Genomic DNA, 19641 nt, shown 5'->3' on the forward strand with positions numbered 1-19641 from the left:
ACTACTTCTTATCCGGTCTTGTTGGCCTTACCTCTATTTTACTAGGTAAGGTTCTTTCGTTCATTTTTAATAGATCTAATACCAATTCGCCAATATCTTCCGGTTGAATTTTCCATGCATCTTTATCCCCTGGTTCGTTGTTATTAAATTGGGTAGATACCGATCCTGGCATTATAGTCGACACTTTAATATCATACTGTCTTAAATCTAACATTGCCGCTTGTGTAAATCCAACTACACCAAATTTTGAGGCATTGTACCCAGCTCCTTTTGCAAAGAAATTAGTACCCGCCAAACTCGCCAAGGTGATATAATACCCTTTTGACTTTTTCAAGGCTTCTACAGATGCTTTAAGAGAGTGAAACGCTCCGCTTAAGTTGGTATCTATCATTTGATGCCATTGCTCATCTGTCATCTCGTCTACGGGCGCAAAATTACCTACACCGGCATTTGCCAAAACAACATCTAGCTGTCCCCACTTATCAATAATCTTGGCTACCGCATCCTTTTCATCAGCAATTTTAGCTACGTTAGAAACAACTCCTAAAACTGCATCGTTGTCAAAATCCTTTAAAGCCTTATCTACACTTTCTTGAGACCTACCGCTAACGGCAACTTTCATACCTTGATCCAATAGTGTTTGTGCTACGGCAAACCCAATACCCTTGGTGCCTCCCGTAATGTAGGCTACTTTATTTTTCAAATCTTTCATCGTTCAATTTTTAAATTACCACAAGTTACCAATTCTTTCATTTTTTTCTTGTTCGTAAAGATTAAGATTTAACGGTTTTCATTTATTATATTTAACTACAACTTAATACTCAACAATGAACAGAATTATCGTTTGGTCTATAACCGTGGCCCTAGCAGGATTTTTATTTGGTTTTGACACCGTGGTCATCAGCGGAGCCAATGAACCTATTAAACAAATTTGGAACACATCACCTTTATTTCATGGTACCTTTATCATGAGTATGGCACTCTGGGGAACCGTAATCGGCTCTCTCTTTGGTGGCATTCCCACTAAAAATCTAGGGCGTAAAACAACGTTGTTATGGGTAGGTATCTTGTTTTTGGTTTCTGCCCTTGGCTCTGCCTTAGCACAAGACCCCTACTCGTTCTCATTATTTCGATTTATTGGTGGTGTTGGTGTGGGTATCTCTTCTGTTGCCGCACCTATTTATATCTCCGAAATTACCTCAAAAGAAAACCGTGGAAAGCTTGGCGGACTCTACCAATTCTGGTTGGTATTCGGTATTCTGATCGCTTTTGTTTCTAACTGGTTGCTAAAAGGATTCGACGGAGCGAACGACTGGCGTTGGATGCTTGGTATAGAAGCTATACCCGCTTTTATTTATACCGCCATGGTATTTACCGTTCCTAAAAGCCCCAGATGGTTGGCTTTGCACAAAAAGGACGATGCAGGTGCATTGAAAATATTGGAGATCATACACTCCAAAGAAAAAGCGGAACAACAACTGCTAGAAATAAAAACCGATTTAAAGCACAATACACAAAGTGAAAGCCTTTTTCAAAAGAAATATTCTAAAGTGTTATGGCTGGCTTTCTTTATCGCTTTTTTCAATCAGCTATCGGGTATTAATTTTGTTCTGTACTACGCACCCGAAATTTTAGAACAAGCAGGACTGGGTGGCAAAGAATCACTATTCAATTCCATCGCCATAGGTATTGTCAATCTTGTCTTTACATTTATTGGTATTCGTTTATTGGATAAGTTAGGAAGACGACAACTGATTATTATCGGATCTATTGGCTATATTATAAGTTTGATTATGGTGGGACTCTGTTTTCAGATGGATTTAGGGTCTACCCTAACACTAACCTTTATCTGTACTTTTGTTGCCTCTCATGCCATTGGGCAAGGTGCCGTAATCTGGGTGTTTATCTCAGAAATATTCCCGAACAGTGTTCGCGCATATGGACAATCATGGGGAGTAAGCGTGCACTGGGTATTTGCAGCGATCATTACATTGATCACTCCGTTTTTCTTGGATGCAACCGAGGGAGTTTTAAAAGACCAAGTGTGGTATATCTACTACTTCTTCTGCGCTATGATGGTATTGCAGCTTATTTGGGCACTTACCAAAATGCCGGAAACCAAAGGGGTTTCTTTAGAGGAATTGAGTAAGGAACTGGTGAAGGAGTAAGCTCATCAGGCTAAAATATAACAGCCCTTATTACCTGCGTAATAAGGGCTGTTTACAACCTAAAAAATATTAAAACCTGTTTAGTTCATTTTATACTTTTCTCTGTACTCCGTTGGGCTAACACCTTCTTTCTTCTTGAACAACCTTGAGAAATAGTGCGGATATTCAAAACCCAATTCATAAGCTACCTCAGCAATACTTTTATGAGGTTGCAGCAACATATTCTTGGCTTCGTCTATCAACAACAACTGCAAATGCTCGGTTGTGGTCTTACCGGTTTCCTTTTTTAAGGTGTCACTAAGGTAGCGCTGAGAAACGGACATATTATTTGCTATTTCCTCTATACTGGGAATACCATTTTCCTGTAATTCACCAGATGCTACATACTGTGACAGTTGCTCATTAAACTGCTCCAATAAACTCGTAGAAAGCTCCTTTCTGTTAATGAACTGCCTTTCATAAAAACGATTCGCATATTTCAATAAGGTACTTAACTGCGAGATGATGATGTCTTTGCTGAATTCATCTTGATTGTTTTGATATTCTATTTCAATATTCTCTACAATGGATTCTATCTGTTTTTCCTCTTTGGGCGATAGGTGCAACGCTTCATTGACCGAATACGAAAAGAATCCATACTTCTTGATCTGATGCGCCAAATCCGTTCCCTTTATAAAATCTTCGTGAAAATTGATCGAAAAACCTTTTTGTTCAAATACCACCGCTTTAGTCCATTGCAATACCTGCCTAGGTGCTATAAAAAATAACGCTCCGTTATTAAAATCGTAATTGGTACGGCCATAGTTTAAATTGCCATCTACTATCTTTTTGAAGCTAATGGTATAGCAATCGTTGGTAATTGGTGGCGAACTTTCTTTTGGGCAAGGTAAGAATCCGTCGCCCGTGGCTGAAAATACACTCAACATAGGGTGCTCGGGTCTTGGGAGTTCTAAATATGCCAAGTATTCCGATAAGGTTTTAAAATGCTGCATAACTACCTCTTCAATTCTTTTTCCGCTGCCAATAACTGTTTATTATACCCGTCTATTCTTGCATATGCCGTACCGTCTACCAATAAAATAACGATCAACATGGCTATTGCGGTTATGGTACTTGCCCTCCAAATTGGAGCGCTCACAAATAGAATCACCAATGCACATGCTATGATAAGTAAAGGAATTACTTTAATAACAATAGTATCATATTCCTTTAATGTAGCCTCGGCACGCTCTAATTCACTGTCCACAAATGCAACGGCATCTTCATGATATGCATTTTCAAATTGCGTAATCCTTGCTTTGTTTGTAAAAAACAAACCCAGACCAATGATTAAAAGTAAACTGCCTGCAACCAATGTTGGTATAATGTAGGCTCTAGCCATTTCTGTCTTTCCTAGTTGCCAGAACCCAATACTCGCTACTAAAAATGCCATGCCGAATAGCATGAAAAACGGAGTGGAAAAAAGTTCGGCCTTTGCCCAATCTGTTGCTGCCTTTAATATATCCATAGCTTTATGTTTTAACTAATCTATTCTACTAAATTAAAATTAATACCTGATCAATACACTTATTTCGTTGATCCTATATTCTTTACAATAGTTGCAGGTCCTTCTGGAAACCATGTTTTTGCCAAAAAATTGGGTACGGACCCTACCGGAATGTAATCTGCATTATAGGTAATCTTTGTGGTGTTTTGATCCACCTTCTCAAATTCATAAACTACCTTGTAATTAGACATTCTTTTTACATCATCTTGTTTATAGTCACTTGATGCTGCCGTTGCCGTAAATACAAGTTTGTTCTCTTTTTTTACTCGATCGATCTTTATCACAATATCGCTGTCGGCCATTGGCCATGGGGCATCAAAATAATAATATGCCAACCACGCTTGTTCTGATATTTTCTCAATTTCTTGGGTAACCGGTGTTCTCTCCAAGAAATTTTTGTGATTGTTCGTATTAGAAAAATAGCTATCCAGTTCATCTAGGGTAACGTTGGCCGTGGTTTGGGCAATGTAATAAAAGTGGGTGCCTTCATCCTCTTTTACCAATTCATATTTTACCGTCGTTTTTCCGTCTTTAGCGGTTTCTGTTTTCCAGTTTCGGCTTTGTGCAAAAACATTGATCGATGTTAACCACAGTGCAACTATACCTATAATTTTTATCCTCTTCATTTTACTCGAATTACCTGATTAATATCTACCGCGCTACACGTTCCATTCTACACCTACGGCATCTTCTGAAACTTCCCAAAGTTTTTCCATTACCGGTTTGTCTTTGGCATGTGGCTCAAGCTTGCACTCACCTACCGGACCTGTCCAATAATTTTTGCCAGTTGGACCGTAAAAAGCCTCTTGATCCAAATCTGGTTCTGTAGCACACATAATTTCTGGGTACGCCCCTTTCTCTGCCGATTGTACCATGGGTGTCAATTTCATGATCTGCCAAATGAACCTGGTCAACAAACTTCCACTGGTTTTAATGAGCGATGTAGATGAAGCACCTGGGTGGCAGGCATATGCTTTTACACTTGTTTTACCCGCCTTTTTCAATCTATCCTGTAATTCGTAAACCGTCATCATTTGCGCCAATTTACTTTGGCTATAAACTCCGTTTGAACTATAGTTCTTGTCCCAGTTCATATCATCGAACTGTATGGTCTTGATTCCTAAATTATACCCCATACTGCCAACGGTTACAATACGCCCTTGAGATTCCTCTATGCGCGGATATAACAATGCCTGCAATAAGAAATTACCGTAGTGGTTTACCCCTAACTGACTTTCAAAACCATCTTCGGTAAAGGTTTGCTTGGGAACTTGGGCAATGGCGGCATTACATAACAATGCATCTATTTGTGGTACGGTTCTTAGCACCTCAGCTGCGGCTTTTTTTACGGATGCCAAAGATGCCAAGTCCATTTCTATATTGCTTACCGGTATGGCACTACCCAATTTTTCTTGCAAGGTTGCTATGGTATCTGCAGCCTTTTTTGGGTTACGGTTCAACATCACCACTTTTGCGCCTTTAGACAGCAGTATTCTTGCCGCCTCAAAACCGGTACCACTGGTAGTGCCCGTAATTAAGAATGTTTTGCCTTTAAGGCTTTTTATTCTAGCGGGTGTCCACCCTTGTTTGCCAAATTGTGTTGTACTCATTATATCTTATTTTTTAAATGTCTAAAAGAATAGGACAAAGGTAAAATGAGACATGGCGTTTTGGCTTACACACATTTTCGAATGTTGTGTACTTTTTGGTGGGATAGTTTAACTACTGAAAGTTATTCATCACCATACCGTATTTGAAGATTTGGGTTTTCTTTTCTCCACTTTTCTAATTCAAGTTTATTTATTCTGTTCCCAAACAGCTCTACACATTTCAGTTTCTTTAGCTTATTCAGTTTGGCTATTTCTTTCGAGACGGTCAGTTTATTCATTGATAAATCTAGATATTCTAGATTTTGGAGTCTGTACAAATCTTCAGGTAAAGTTTTTATATCTAGGTCATATAAAGTAAGTTGTTCTAGACCTTCAAGTTCTAATAATTCTGGTGGTATAGTTCTAAACGGTGGTTCGTCTATATATTGATCCATTGCGCTCAGTGGAGGATAAATAGCCCAGCCTTTTAAACTATCAACGTAGATTTCTAATTTCTTTGCATTTTTTAATTGCCCAACTTCTTTGGGTATATCTTTTAACCCATATTTTGAAAGCTCAATGAATACCTCCTCTCGATTTTCTAAATCTTTAAAAAGGTGATTAGGCTGGCACGAGAAGATGAAGATCAGTAATGCTATTAGGGTTAGAATCTTCATTGCTTGGTTATATTGTATAATTGGGTAGAACGTGTCTGTATAAGATTAGTTGCGTGGTTTAAGCAACTAATTAGCAAATACAAACCAAATAGAAAATCCGCATAGATTTTCGAAAGTAGGCTTGCACTGGCAATCGATTTTATACGGTGTTGGCAGTAGGTATTTTCCTAAATTTCCACCAAATTATATTCTATTTTTTCTTTTTGAGAAACAGTATTAATAATTGTTGTTTTTGTTATTGTAACATCTCTAAGTTCGCCAATATGTAATTCTTTTAATACTTCAGTAAATAAGCTAGCACATTTTACTGAAAAAATTTGACCTGAATCAATATCTCTAATTTCAATTTTGTTTTTTAAACTTAAAGTAATTAATTCAGCTTGAAAGCTGATAGTTTCAGGTTCAGATATCTCAATACTTTTAAAAGTATTTGTGAACATTATTATTTTATCTCTATCTCCAATCCATTCGCGAGTTACATAGTCCGGACTTTCCCAAGTAAGTTCAATTTCTAAATCATCTTTAACAAGTTCATCTAGAAAGTTCGAAAAGTATTTTGAGTTTTTTACTCCAACTTTCTCGATGTTTTCCATTAACTCCATTTCATTGTTTGAAGCAAATAATTCAAATGTATTTTCCAATGAATTTTGAATTATACTTTTTCCAAAAATGTCAGGACTGGTTTTTGCAGAAACATAAAAAATAGTAGAACCGCTTGCCATTCCCTCAAGTCTAATATCAAGACTATTTTTTAAAATACTTTCAATTTTTTTTCCTCCTTTTTTTCCAAATTGAAGAAATTGAGAAGTTTTGTAAAGTGCATTAGAAAATGAGTTTGTTATGCCTCCGACTGATTCTAGTGGAAAGGTTCCTGCCCTCGCAATATTACCTTTAAGTCTTAATGCTATTATTTCTTTATTACGTTTAAGGTTTGCATCGTGTAAAGATTTTTGAAGGTTGCTAATTTCTGATTTGTAATTGTCGATTTGCAATTTTAGAGCAAAATCATTTGGATTACTTTTTAGCAAAGGAAGAAGCTCCTCAATCTGTGATTGAAGGTATTTTATACTTTTATTTAGTTTGCTAATTGATTCCATATTCAAATCTAGCTATTCCTTTAGGTACCTCATTTCTAGTAAAACCAAACCAACCTCTCCAATAACTTCTATTATTTACATCATCGATAGGACATAACAATATATCTAAATCGTATCTTATTTTACTATTTGGTCTATTAAAAAGACTATTTATTATTTTTTGTTCATCTAAACTTAATGTATTCATTTGGTTTTTATCATACACTATGAGTAAATCGATATCGTCAGGTTCATCTTTAAGTGTCAAAAATGAGCCATCTAGCCAAATTTCAAATTTCGCATTTACCTGTGATAATTGACCTAAAAATGTTCTTAGTTGATTAACTAAATGAATTCTTCTTGTTTGGTTTGAAAAATTATCAACAAAGATGCTTTCAAGATCTTTTAAATCAATATCGTGAAATCCTGCAGGTAAAAGTGGTTCGTATTCTGGTTTATTCATTTGTTTGTTTTACTTACTGCCAACGGATGGCGGTATGAAATCGTTGGGGTTACGGGCTACTTTCCTGTCCAGTTACACCGAACTTGATGCGTGGTAATAAGTTTGAATAACAAACTAAAAACCAATGTTTTATACCGCGTGTTGGGCATAGTTATTTAATTTCCATTGCACAAAGTCATTCTTGTCATTATATGAATGCAATAAAAATAATGAGCTACTTTCTTCAAAGAATCTGATAACTCAGTCAGCAATTCCTTTTGTTGTTCATATGCTTTCACTATTTCATTATCTTCATTTTTAAGGGCCAAAATGACTTTTGCACCTTTCCCTTTTTTCTTTTCTTCCGTTGAATCTCTGTCTTCAAGTGTTTTGAATAAAGTTTCAACATCTACTTTTTTCATTGTAAACTTCTCTAAGTCTAAACTGGTATTTTCTGTTACAGGATATCTAAAGAATGAACTTTGCTTGTCATATTTTGCAATTATAGGAATAGCTTTAGTTATGTCTTCATATTCTTTCCAATCTCCTTTTTCCACAAGAGATTCAAGTTTGTCTATGTTCTTTAACAATAATTCATCTTTCCAATATCGATATAACTCATCAATCCAATGACAACTATAAAGTGGTCGCCATTTCCCTTGACTAAGTATTTTTGGTTTTTTACTGTCACAAGAATCTTTTTCGTATGGGATAGCCAATTTCTTATGGAAAATAACAATTAACGATTTCAATGCTAATTCAATAGAATGTCTGTATAAAAAGTTAATTGGCATTTCAACAAGCTGAACAGCTTGAATTTCTGCTCTTCCTTTATTCATAAATTCGGCTGAATTGTAATAAGTTTCAGCAGTGATTCCAAAACCAAAATCTAAATGATCTTCAGGTGAAATTAATTGATATTGCATATGTTATAATTTTCAACGATGAATTGTGCGTTCTGCTTTAATTATGCCCAACAATAGTATAAAGCACAAATTACTTTACACCCAAATATTAAATACTATATTAACTCTCCAAAACGGAAGGGGAAGTAGTGTTTTAGAACCAACCAACAAGGTAGTATTTTTCTTCAATGTAGCATTACGGGTTACCGTAAAAGAGAAAAGATTAATTAAGCTTTAGTCTATTCAGCCAGCTACACTAAAGTCAGTTTCTAGCCATTTTGTATTCAAACCTTTTACCAATAACCACAGCGGTAAAATCAGTTGAATTAAACCCATAGGCAACAACATATTCATACTAATACCTTCGCCTAAAATGGAAGTAAGTAGTTCAATAAACATCAGTATTACAGCTAGCATACCAAAGCCCGAAAGTATTTTAGGTATCAGTTTTGTTCTATAAAACGCGAAATATAACACAAATACCGAGAAGCATGAAGTCAATAAACTTAGGTAATGTGACCACCAATGTTTTTGAGAATATATAGGCGCCATAGTCTCTAGAATACCAGTATTTACCTCAACATTAGTCACATATTCTTTGCTCAGTTCTAGCATAGCCAAAACACTCGTATTATCGATACTTATGGCGACAAAATCTAGAATACTAAACCCCAAATACAACACCGCCAAAGTGTTACTGTATTTTTTAAAAACAGGAAATAATAGTGCTGAAATTATAATAGAGAAAAGACCACTTAAGCTACCTAGCAAAATCGAGGTAATCAGTTTATTGGCATTGGGTGCTGCAGTGGTCAAAAAATCGTCTGAAAATAAAATTGGTCCTTGTAAAAATTGATATACCAGAATACCCATTACAAAAATGAATAAAAATAATAGCCCTATAACCCTACCCAGTTTGGTCGATGATTTCATGATGGTGATTTTTGATTGATTGACTATAAGACGTTTACTACCTATGATCGTTACAAAAATCGACAAGAAATAGTGTTACTTCGAGAATTCTCCATTTAAGCTACTCAAAACTACATTCTGAATTTTCTGGTAACCATAAAATTCTGTCTTGCGTGAATTCTGATTTTAATTCGGCAGTATTACCTATGGTTTCACCCTCACAATTTCTGGTGAACGAAGCATATGCAACAGTGGGGTCGCAATTCACATAATAAAAAACATCATTGCCCAGATACTTGGCTGTTCTTATATACTCGTGATCATCAGTCAATGAATTTACCCAATCATTAAGCCAAGAAAGTTCTTCTAAAGGGTTCTCTACATTACATGTGGAAGTATCATCATTATTACTACAAGAACTAAAAACTGCTAAAAAGATTATACAACAAACGACCCAGTTTCGAACCCCATTTTTCATTCCTTTACATATATAGTTGTATAGTAAAGATGCGCTTAACATAATTGGTTGCTTTTTCTGCTTATACCTTAACTTCCAGGTCACGGACCACTACTCCTTTTCCGACCGCAATGAGTCCAGCAATTTTTTCATTTTCCAATTGCAATTGCTCCGTAATAGCATTTGGTGATGGCGGTAAAAGATAAAAAGTAAAACCCAGAAAAAGTTTCTGGGTTTTACATGAATACGGCAGGTTTATTTATTATTCAGTAGGTGGTTGTAGCGTGTAACCCATAGACGTCATTACGTTTAATTGATCGTAATAATGCGCCATCATTGTAATTTTATCGTTTTCAACAAGACACGTAACCTGTGCAGGAATCGCAATTTCTTGACCGGTTTTCTTATTTGATATAGTGTCTGTAGTCCAAACCATAACCCATTCGCCCTCGTTTATGCCACCAGTTACCTTTATGGGCGCATAAGACGTGTTTGGGTCAATTGAATGTTTGGTAGTTGCAAAACTTTCTTTATAATATTCAGACAATTGGGATGGGTTCATTACGTTGGTAGGACCTCCGCTAAGACCATAAATTTTGGCGTCATCTGCCAATTGCGCTACCATCGTTTCCAGATCTCCGCTTTGCACTGCTTTTACGTAATTCGATACAACAGCTACATTAGCTTCTGCATTCTCAAAATCCATGGTAGCCGAAAATTCTTGTGCGGTATTAATAAGTGGTGTTAAAAACACAGCAAGCATAAAAAACATAGTCATCTTAATAGTTCTCATAATATATAATTATTGGTTAATATTCTACTCAATTGGTATTTTACCACTAGGGGGAATACTATTACCGGCAATACATACTAGGGGAACTTACTTGCTTCGTTAAATGCTTAAACAATAAACATTCTTTTGACACACAATATCTTAATATTGAGAAAGTTAGTGATTATTTTAATATTTATATCTCTCAAGGTAAATTAATACGGTATTTCTTTTTTTAAGATGAAAATGCTTGAGAAATTCTATTGCAGTACAAAGGAGTTAGGAGTTAGGAGTTAGGAGTTAGGAGTTAGGAGTTAGGAGTTAGGAGTTAGGAGTTAGGAGTTAGGAGAAAAAATAGTATTAAGTACTGAGTACAAAGTATTAAGTAAATTATTTTTAAAAGTAACTTCTAAGTACTTCATACTTCATACTTTATACTTTATACTTTATACTTTATACTTTATACTATAAACTAAACCACTATCTATATTCTGGGTTTTCGAACTCCCATCGCTTGCCATCATCCCATTCGGTACGGCTATTTCCGTAGTTGGGGTAACCGTTATTGTCTTTCATCATTCTAGCTAAATGCAACAGGTTGTAAGTCATAAAAGTGGTGTTTCTATTGGTGAAATCACTATCAAAACCTACGGGTTCTTTAAGGTCTTCGCCTTTCCATTTGGTATCGCCATAGCTTGGTCCTGGTCCTACTTTACCGATCCACCCGCTATCAGCTTGCGGCGGTATAGAATAGCCCACATGTTGCATGGAGTATAAAATACCCATAGCGCAGTGCTTTACACCATCTTCATTACCTGTTATTATACAACCACCTACTTTTCCATAAAAAATATACTGCCCCTTATCATTGGTCTGGCTGCTCATGGCATACAAGCGTTCTATAAGTTTTTGGGCTTCAGATGACTTTTCTCCCAACCAAATAGGTGTACCGATAATAGTGATGTCGGAATCTAAAATACGTTCGGCAATTTTTGGCCACTTATCAACATCCCAACCATGTTCTGTCATATCTGGATACACTCCACTGGCCACTTCATGGTCTATAAAACGAACCTCATCAATTTTTACCTGCTCTTTGGCCATAATGGCTTTTGACACATCCATTAACTTTTGGGTGTGACTTTCTTGTGGAGATTTCTTTAGCGTACAATTAATATACATCACTTTTAAATCACTGAAATCTTTCTTTTTCATACCTTTTTTTTTGGATTTATTCAGGTGCTATGACCATTGGCAATTTCGGTATTTGAACAGTGAGTTATTAGTTCGTTTCATATATATATTGGCTTGTTTACATGTATATTATTGAAAATCAATATAGTTTAAAATTTGATACTTACTTAGCTCCTTTCACTTCATCATCTAATATTATTTCTAAATGCTTTTCCACTACTCCTTTTCCGCCTGCCATGAGTCCGGCAATTTTTTCATTTTTCACTTGCAATTGCACCGTGATGGCACTTGGTGATGTCGGTAACATATATTTGCCTTGCTGTATTTGAAAGGTGGTTTTCTTTAGCTGCAAGACATCATACAAATAACTGGCCAACGGCCCTGCAGCCATGCCCGTAACGGCTTCTTCTAAAATACCATAGCGCGGGGCGAACATTCTAGCCGTGGCATCGATATCTGCCATGGTATCCGTAGTAAATACGTAGTAGCCTATTAAATTGAAATGATCGCTTAGCTGTTCTATGGCATCAAAATTTGGCGATAAACCTGCTAAAATCTTGCTGCTTTTTACGGGGATCATCAGAAAAGAATTCCCCGTATTGACCACTTGCAACGGTGCGTTTGGTAGTAAATCAGCTTTTGTCAATCCTAAAGACGTTAGAATATCGGTCTCTTTTTCGGTAACATCTTTATACGTGGGTGCCAATTGCTCCATAAATGCCAAAGCGCCCTGTATTTCTATTTTTCTGTTTCCGTCAATAGTTTCTTTTGATGATGTGTTGCCCTTTAATTTTCCCAACTGTTTTAAGTACGAGAATGCGGCTATGGTAGCGTGCCCACAATGGGCTATCTGCTTGGTAGGTGTATAGAAATCCAACTTAAAATCTGCCGCGTTGGACCTAGAAATAAAGGCGGTTTCAGAGAGTCCCACTTTTTTGGCAATCTGCAACTTGTCTTCATGTGAGAGCGAATCTGCATCTAAAACTACACCTGCCGGGTTACCGCCATTATCATTTTCTGTAAAGGCATTTAGAATTTGTACGGTTACTTTTTTTAATTCGTCCATCGTAATTTTTTTAAGATTATATCAGATAGACGGCAAACTTTAAAAAAAGACGTAGCTATTCTTCGTTATTTTCAAAATCGAGCAATTTTCCTGTTCGGTCAGCTATTACATTGGGGCAAGAAAGCAGCTGTACCTTTAATATTTCCCTAGCTTTTTGTACCCTAGATTTTGTACCCGAATACGAGATGTTCAAATGCTTGGCCAGCTCTTTTTGCGAGTATTCTTGAAAGGTGGTCAATATTATGGCTTCTTTATGCTGCGCCGATAACACGCCTATTTTCTGATTGATACAATTGGTGAGCTTGGCATAATCAAAATCATCCGACTGTTCTTCTGCTAGCTCTATACCTTCAATGCTCGAAGTGGTTTTACCCTGTTTTCTAAAATGATCTATAATCGTATTTCTAGTAATTTGATACACCCAAGAAGTCAGTTTAGAGGTATGTTGCAATTGATGGATCTTCGCCTGTATTTTCAAGAATACCTCTTGGTGAATGTCTTTTGACACTTGTTCATCTTTGATCTTGCCCAAAATGAAATGATACAATTCTTCATTAAGGTCTAGCCAAATGGTATTGATTTCATTTTTCATGCTGTACTATTTATCTAAAATTGATCTTCATGTGCCATCAGCGCCCTCCAAATAGCAATAAAGTCTTGAACGCTTTTTTTGTCTAAATCTGTATTGACCAATAACAGCTTACCGGTCTTTGTGTTTTCATTGAAGAACATATGGGTGACTACACTAGGGTCTCCACCTGTATGCCCAATTTGCCCTTTTGATGACATGCCCATAAATACCCCCATATTGTATTCGTCATTATACTCCCTATCGCTGCGGTCTTTATGGTTGTCATCTGTTAACTGCGGTGTAAATAGCTCTTTATAACTTTCTGCGGATAAAATTGTTCCGTTACCTGCATAACCTTTTATAATTTCAGATAGGTATTTTGCCAAATCGTGCGCAGAGGTGATCAAGCCACCATCGGGATAATTGATCAATGTATAAAAGGCAAGTTCGGTATCGGCATCGGCGTATAATTTTGAATGTTTTGAAAAGTCTATGGTATCAAAAGACCATCCGGAACCATTCATATCCAAAGGATCAAAAATATGTTTCTTGGTAAACTCCGGAAACGATTCTCCCGTTGCTTGCTCTAGCACATATGCCGCCAAACCAGCACCTATATTAGAATAATTGAACATACCGCCAGGTGGGTATTTAGAAAAGGTTTTCTTTTTGTACCATTGTCCATCGGTACTTAAAATAGCTTTTAAATATTCGCCATGGGGCATCATTTTACTAGGGTCAAGAAAATTAGCGTTGACCTTAGCATCTCCGTTTTCAGCATCTTTCAATATATACCCTTTACCCTCATATTCTGCTGGATCTTTAATACCCGAAGTATGGCTTGCCAACTGACGAATGGTTATAGGCGTATTCTCAAATTTAGGATGCACAACTTTAAAAGGCAGATAGTCATTGATAGGATCATCTAAGGTTAGCTTACCCAATTCTTGCGCTTTTAACAAAGCCACACCAATGAAGGTTTTAGATATCGACCCTATATTCTGTAGGGTGTTTTCTGTATACTTTTTATTTGCTTTTTTGTCGGCAAAGCCAAATCCGTCTTCATAGAGCGTGCCATCTTCATTGACTATGGCCACCGAAAAACCAACTAAGTTTCCGTTAGCTGAAATTTGCCGTAATTCACTGGTGAGTTTTTTGGAAATGGAATCGTTGGTTTGCGCATGTGTTATGCCCACAAATAATGTAGCCAGTATAAATTGACCGATTTTTTTTACTATCATGATTGTAATTGATTGATGAATAATTAGTTGCAAGTTAGGTATTTAGTGGTAATAAGTACCAGGTATTAAGTATCGTGTTATGGCAATTATGTTTTTCTGTTCGTAATTTTATCCTCTGTGAATAGCTTTACTAGCTACTAGGTTTTTAATACCTTGGTCTTTCCAAAAAAATCTTATCATGTGCAGGTCTCTTTTTACCCTTTTTATATTTTTCTCGCTTTCTTCTACGATTGCCCAAAACAGTTTTCAAGACGTATTTTCTAGTACTACAAGATCATTAAAAGAAAACATACGTATTACATTTCAAGATGCTCGAAACAATAAAACCTTTTTGCCTATTTCTGTATTAAAAGGAAAGAACGAAGGACCTGTATTTACCATTGTAGCCGGTGTGCACGGGTTTGAATATCCGCCTATTGTTGGCGTACAAGAGCTATTAAACGAAATTGATGTGGATAAATTGAACGGTACCGTGATCATTATACCTATTGCAAATACCAGTTCGTTTTTTTCGAGAACCTCTATTGTAAATCCGCATGACCAAGTAAATTTAAATGGTGCCTTCCCCGGAAAATCTACGGGTAGCGTTACCCAAAAAATAGCAGATTTTATTACTACGACCATAATACCTGTGAGCGATGTTTTTATAGATATACATGGTGGGGGCGTTAATGAAGATTTGATTCCGTTTGCGCTTTTCTACGATAACCCTAATTACCCAGAACAAACAAAAAAGGCCCGCGAACTGACCGAGAACAGCGGATTTGAATATATAGTTTCATATCCGTTCTCTTTAAGGGACGATGAACCAGCAAAATATGTCTTTAAACAAGCCTCGCAAGATGGTAAAATAGCCTTGAGCTTTGAAAGTGGCAAATTGGGCAATGTACAGGAGGATGCGGTAAGCTTAATAAAAAATGGTGTCTATAATATGCTTGACAATATGGCTATGTATGATAACGGAACCGGACCACATGCCAACCTTGTTCAGCTCAACAACCAAACCTATTTAAGCGCTACCGAAGCGGGACTTTTTTACAGCGACCTTAACGCGGGAGATACCGTTAAAGAAGGGGATGTTGTAGGTTACATCACCAATGAATTTGGCGAAAAACTTAAGGAGTACAAAGCACTTACATCGGGTATTATATTGTACAAAATTTCTACCCCGCCCGTTAATATTGATGATACTTTAATGTGTATTAGTAAGCGTTTGTAGGTAATCAAAGTACATTCAAAAATTGGTTTAGATCAGTTTCTTTATCTAACCCCAGTTTCTTTTTTAGGCGGTATTTAGATTTTAAAATACTATCTGGTAGTACGTTCAAAGTGGCTGCAATTTCTTTTGTGGTTAGGTTCATTCTAAGAAAAGCTGCTAATCGAATTTCTTTTTCTGAAACCTCAGGAGACAAAGTCTTCAATTTCTGGTCAAAGTCATTATGAACTTCAGAAAAATAAGTCTTGAATACTTCCCAATCTTTGTCCGACGCATTTTCTTTCTTTAATAGCATGACAATGCGCCTAAATTCTGTTTTAAATTTATCTGGGGAGTTTTTTATGTTCTCCAAATTCTCTTTCAATTCTTGAATAAACGTGTTCTTTTGAACTAGATGCAAGGTCTGGCTAGTGAGTTCTTTTTGCTTATACTCAATTTCCTTCTTGTAAATTTCTTCTTGTTTTTCCCTTTCGGCCTTATTCTTTTTCATGCGTTGCCGAAACCCAAAGAAAATTAATCCTGATAGAGCCAGTCCAGATATGGCTCCACCGGCATAAAGGCCTTTGGTAAGTTTATCTACTTTGGCTTTTTCGTTAAGTGTTTTTATCTCCTCTTGTTGCAGTGCAATTTCTGCTTCTTTTTTTTCGGTCTCGTAGGATATTTGAAGCTGCTCAATTTGTTTCGTCTTTTCCGATGTGAAAAGGCTGTCACTAAGTATTTGAAATTGCCGCTGATCATCCAGCGCCTCTTTAAATAACCCTCCTATTTCGTTAGCTTTTGAGCGATATCGCAAAGCCATCTTTAACTGATCCATGGATTTAATCGAATCAGCAAGGTGTATTGTTTTGTTCAAGTAGGTAATAGATTTATTAAAATCACCTTTCATCGCATATGCATTCCCTATTTCCCCCATTGCACTGATAATGTTGAAGTATGAGTTGCTGGTTTTATTCATTTCGACACACTTCAGTAAATTTTTAATTGCCAAATCATATTTACCTTGTTTTGCAAGGACCATACCTATATTGGCAAGGGCATTGGCAGTATTATCATCAAACCCAAATTTCTCGCTAATCGCTTTACTTTGTTGATAATATTCTAGAGCTTTTTCATGTTCTTTCATTTCTAAATAAGAATTGCCAATATCCACCATTGTATAAGCTCTGTAGAGATTATCGGCAGTATCCTCATACACCCCTAAGGCCCGATTAAAGTTTTCGATAGACTTGGCGTAATTTCCTTGAAAATAATTAACCCTTCCTAATTGTCGATATAGGTCCGCTTTTCGGAAAGGTTCTCTATCGATTGTATCCAGAATCTTTAATGCCTTTATTGTACCTGTTATGGCTTTTTCGTAATCCCCTTTATTTATATAGGTATTTGCTACATCCCCTATGGATATCCCATACTGGAGATAACTCTTGCTTTGTAAGTACATATTTGAAACTGAATCCTTAAGCTTTATGGAAAAATCATAATTACCTATGGCATCCTCAATTTGTGCTAGGTTGGAAAGGGAATTGGTTAGGAGTAATTTATCTGTTAGTTTTTCAGCAAAATCTATGGCTTTTCTATAATAGATGCGAGCTGAATCATTGGCATTAGTTATATAAAAATAGTTGCCCATGCAATAATTTCCAATGGCAATTCCCTTTGAATAACCTGTATTGTTTGACAGCTCCAAAATCATATGAGCATTTTTTTTTGCGACTGACTGATTATTGTATAATTGCATATTAAATAATTCTCTCAGTGTTGCAACTTTTTCTTTGTGCCCCAATTGCTTTTCATAAACCAGACTAAGACTGTCTATTCTTTCTTGACCTTGGAGTTGGGCTAGAATTGAAATTGGCGTTGCAAGCATTATTAAAAAAATGATTTTCATTTTCATAATTACAATGGTTTGGTTTCCACTAAGATAAATCATAATTCTCTTCGTAAAGCATGTGCATCTTTGCTAGAAAAACCCTTTATCCATAAAAAGTCCATACTTTCTTGGAGATCATAGCTATAAATAAAATATGTAAAGCGTTGAATATAAAGGGTTTTTGAATGTTTTCATCTTTTATGTTTTTTGTGCTGTCCATGGTGTAGTTCATCGAAATCCAAGTTGCTTGTCCATACTTTGTCCATGGACAAAATTAGGGATGGGATCATTTCTGCTCTAGGTTTGGAATGTTGAATCTTAAAAATCAAACAATTATGAAAACAAATGAATCACCATTAAAAAGTATTTTAAAGTTAGCACCACTAGTTCTCTTATTTTTTATTTGCGCTTGTAGTAAAGATGAAGTAAGCCCTGATGATTCTAATGCACAACAATTTTCCAACAATGATGCCGATGACTTTAATGCCGCCGTCGCAGCTTTGGGTTCTTTTAACCAACCTGAGAATATCGTAGAGACCACCTCCACCAACCCAGAACGGGAAGGAACAACGGAATTTGAATGTTTTACCCAAACTTTCAAAGGGGCACCCGGCTTTAGTGAATTATTCACATTGGATCCTACTACCGATGTTATATATCCAGGGGCAATGTTAAAAGGGGAAAGCATAACTACTGGCGAATATGCGCGAATTGATAAAAATCGTGCGCCAATTACCATGTCAATTTCGTTAAACAATGTAAAAGGAAAGACTAGTGTAACTGTTAATAATCCAAAAAACATTAGTGAAGTTAGAGCAGGTGTTAATAAATTGCTCAGCCTCGAAGTTACCGGAGCAACTCCTGCGCAACTGCAGTTTGATAAGTCTCAAGTTTATTCTGAACAGCAATTATCTATAGCACTGGGAGCGAACTATAGGGATAAAACAAAAGATATTTCCGGTAGTTTTGATTTTAATACCACTACAGTTAAGAAAAAATATGTGCTGAAATTCATTCAGAAATATTTTACTATAGACTTGGACTCCCCAGGTGAAGTTCCAAGCGATCTTTTTACTGATCTACCTAGTATTGAGAGTTTGGGCTCCATAAGCCCTGTCTATGTTTCAACTGTAACATACGGTCGTATGGTATTGTATACCGTGGAGTCTGAATATAGTATAACGGAAGTAGAAACAGCCTTTAATGCGGCTATAGAAGCGGGTAAAAAAGGAGGAACTTTTGAGCTTGATGTTGACTCTAAAAATATTCTAGAAGAATCTAACATTAAAGCATTAATTATTGGAGGGGATGGGGCAAGTGCTGCCCAAACTATTGGCGGAAATAGTCTTGAAAAAATTTATGAATATATTGCAGCTGGCGGCAACTATTCCCCAGAAGAATCTCCCGGTTCCCCTTTATCCTATAAATTAAGTTATGTAAAAGAAGGTTTTCCTGCAGCAAATGTAGTTCTTGCAACGGAATATCAATCACGAAATTGTGATGTTGCCTATCCAGAATATCTGGCGACCATTGTTAACATTACGGGCACACAATCTACAGATACAGAGGTTAATGGTAAGCTAAGGGTGAAAATGTGGGTAGGAGGGGAACGCCTTGACATTAATGAGAACGGCATAGATGATGGTAAAACTTGGAGTGTTGATACTGATAATTTTGTTGATGTACAAAACAATAAAACACATACAATTAATGAATCATACACCTTTAGGCCCTACAGACCAAATATGGCCACTGATTATGTAGAATGTTCAGGAGAATTATATGATTATAATGGTATTTTTGGTAATGAAAGTTTGGGTAATGCCGGAGGAATAAACCCTGTTGTTCTGGATAGTTTAAAACTCAACGTTCCTGATACTACGTATTTAAATTTTAAAAAGGGAATTACAGCACAGTTTATTATTATAAGAAAAAAATAAAT

The 19641-nt window shown here is 36.4% G+C and carries 20 protein-coding genes; 3 read left to right on the forward strand and 17 right to left on the reverse strand.

The window, feature by feature from the left end:
- Window position 1: 1 nt before the first annotated feature.
- Window positions 2-712: an SDR family oxidoreductase gene (locus DCS95_RS14115; RefSeq protein ID WP_116771427.1), complete on the reverse strand. Its 711-nt coding sequence runs from the start codon at window positions 710-712 to the stop codon at window positions 2-4.
- Window positions 713-827: 115 nt separating this feature from the next.
- Here DCS95_RS14115 and DCS95_RS14120 point away from each other — a divergent pair, with 115 nt between their 5' ends.
- Window positions 828-2168: a sugar porter family MFS transporter gene (locus DCS95_RS14120; protein WP_116771428.1), complete on the forward strand. Its 1341-nt coding sequence runs from the start codon at window positions 828-830 to the stop codon at window positions 2166-2168.
- 80 nt (window positions 2169-2248) lie between these two features.
- Here the strand turns inward: DCS95_RS14120 and DCS95_RS14125 are convergent, their stop codons facing one another.
- From DCS95_RS14125 to DCS95_RS14195, 15 genes are all read right to left on the reverse strand, one after another.
- Window positions 2249-3160: a helix-turn-helix domain-containing protein gene (locus DCS95_RS14125; protein ID WP_116771429.1), complete on the reverse strand. Its 912-nt coding sequence runs from the start codon at window positions 3158-3160 to the stop codon at window positions 2249-2251.
- Between the two features lie 2 nt (window positions 3161-3162).
- Entirely contained in the window at window positions 3163-3675 is a 513-nt protein-coding gene (locus DCS95_RS14130) for a hypothetical protein (protein ID WP_116771430.1), read from the reverse strand.
- A 59-nt stretch (window positions 3676-3734) separates the two neighbouring features.
- Complete coding sequence (locus DCS95_RS14135; RefSeq protein WP_116771431.1) at window positions 3735-4340, reverse strand: SRPBCC family protein; 606 nt, start codon at window positions 4338-4340, stop codon at window positions 3735-3737.
- Window positions 4341-4373: 33 nt separating this feature from the next.
- On the reverse strand, window positions 4374-5324 hold the full coding sequence (locus DCS95_RS14140) for an SDR family oxidoreductase (protein WP_116771432.1): 951 nt from the start codon (window positions 5322-5324) through the stop codon (window positions 4374-4376).
- Between the two features lie 122 nt (window positions 5325-5446).
- A complete protein-coding gene (locus DCS95_RS14145; protein ID WP_116771433.1) occupies window positions 5447-5980 on the reverse strand; it encodes a hypothetical protein in 534 nt (177 codons plus the stop codon).
- Window positions 5981-6147: 167 nt separating this feature from the next.
- Window positions 6148-7077, reverse strand: a complete 930-nt coding sequence (locus DCS95_RS14150) for a hypothetical protein (RefSeq protein ID WP_116771434.1) — start codon at window positions 7075-7077, stop codon at window positions 6148-6150.
- The gene (locus tag DCS95_RS20270; RefSeq protein WP_164674200.1) at window positions 7064-7519 is read right to left on the reverse strand and encodes a DUF6932 family protein; all 456 of its coding nucleotides are present in this window, start codon (window positions 7517-7519) and stop codon (window positions 7064-7066) included. Before DCS95_RS20270 ends, DCS95_RS14150 begins: the two co-directional genes overlap by 14 nt.
- Window positions 7520-7674: 155 nt before the next feature.
- Window positions 7675-8424: a hypothetical protein gene (locus tag DCS95_RS14160; RefSeq protein ID WP_116771435.1), complete on the reverse strand. Its 750-nt coding sequence runs from the start codon at window positions 8422-8424 to the stop codon at window positions 7675-7677.
- A gap of 222 nt (window positions 8425-8646) precedes the next feature.
- Entirely contained in the window at window positions 8647-9336 is a 690-nt protein-coding gene (locus DCS95_RS14165) for a DUF4386 domain-containing protein (RefSeq protein ID WP_116771436.1), read from the reverse strand.
- A 100-nt stretch (window positions 9337-9436) separates the two neighbouring features.
- Complete coding sequence (locus DCS95_RS14170; protein ID WP_116771437.1) at window positions 9437-9793, reverse strand: hypothetical protein; 357 nt, start codon at window positions 9791-9793, stop codon at window positions 9437-9439.
- A 241-nt stretch (window positions 9794-10034) separates the two neighbouring features.
- Complete coding sequence (locus tag DCS95_RS14175; RefSeq protein WP_116771438.1) at window positions 10035-10565, reverse strand: nuclear transport factor 2 family protein; 531 nt, start codon at window positions 10563-10565, stop codon at window positions 10035-10037.
- Between the two features lie 459 nt (window positions 10566-11024).
- Window positions 11025-11759 carry a flavodoxin family protein gene (locus tag DCS95_RS14180; RefSeq protein ID WP_116771439.1) on the reverse strand — a complete coding sequence of 245 codons (735 nt, stop codon included), beginning with the start codon at window positions 11757-11759 and terminating at the stop codon, window positions 11025-11027.
- A 142-nt stretch (window positions 11760-11901) separates the two neighbouring features.
- On the reverse strand, window positions 11902-12804 hold the full coding sequence (locus DCS95_RS14185) for a PhzF family phenazine biosynthesis protein (RefSeq protein WP_116771440.1): 903 nt from the start codon (window positions 12802-12804) through the stop codon (window positions 11902-11904).
- A 55-nt stretch (window positions 12805-12859) separates the two neighbouring features.
- A complete protein-coding gene (locus DCS95_RS14190) occupies window positions 12860-13396 on the reverse strand; it encodes a sigma-70 family RNA polymerase sigma factor (RefSeq protein ID WP_116771441.1) in 537 nt (178 codons plus the stop codon).
- Between the two features lie 14 nt (window positions 13397-13410).
- Complete coding sequence (locus DCS95_RS14195) at window positions 13411-14616, reverse strand: serine hydrolase domain-containing protein (protein ID WP_116771442.1); 1206 nt, start codon at window positions 14614-14616, stop codon at window positions 13411-13413.
- A 178-nt stretch (window positions 14617-14794) separates the two neighbouring features.
- Between DCS95_RS14195 and DCS95_RS14200 the strand changes: the two genes are divergently transcribed.
- Window positions 14795-15835, forward strand: a complete 1041-nt coding sequence (locus tag DCS95_RS14200; protein WP_116771443.1) for a succinylglutamate desuccinylase/aspartoacylase family protein — start codon at window positions 14795-14797, stop codon at window positions 15833-15835.
- A 4-nt stretch (window positions 15836-15839) separates the two neighbouring features.
- Here DCS95_RS14200 and DCS95_RS14205 read toward each other — a convergent pair whose 3' ends face one another.
- On the reverse strand, window positions 15840-17723 hold the full coding sequence (locus DCS95_RS14205) for a tetratricopeptide repeat protein (protein WP_164674201.1): 1884 nt from the start codon (window positions 17721-17723) through the stop codon (window positions 15840-15842).
- Between the two features lie 311 nt (window positions 17724-18034).
- Between DCS95_RS14205 and DCS95_RS14210 the strand changes: the two genes are divergently transcribed.
- A complete protein-coding gene (locus DCS95_RS14210) occupies window positions 18035-19639 on the forward strand; it encodes a thiol-activated cytolysin family protein (RefSeq protein WP_164674202.1) in 1605 nt (534 codons plus the stop codon).
- The last annotated feature ends 2 nt before the right edge of the window (window positions 19640-19641 follow it).

The sequence above is a fragment of the Maribacter litoralis genome, assembly GCF_003075045.1.
Classification (GTDB): Bacteria; Bacteroidota; Bacteroidia; order Flavobacteriales; family Flavobacteriaceae; genus Maribacter; species Maribacter litoralis.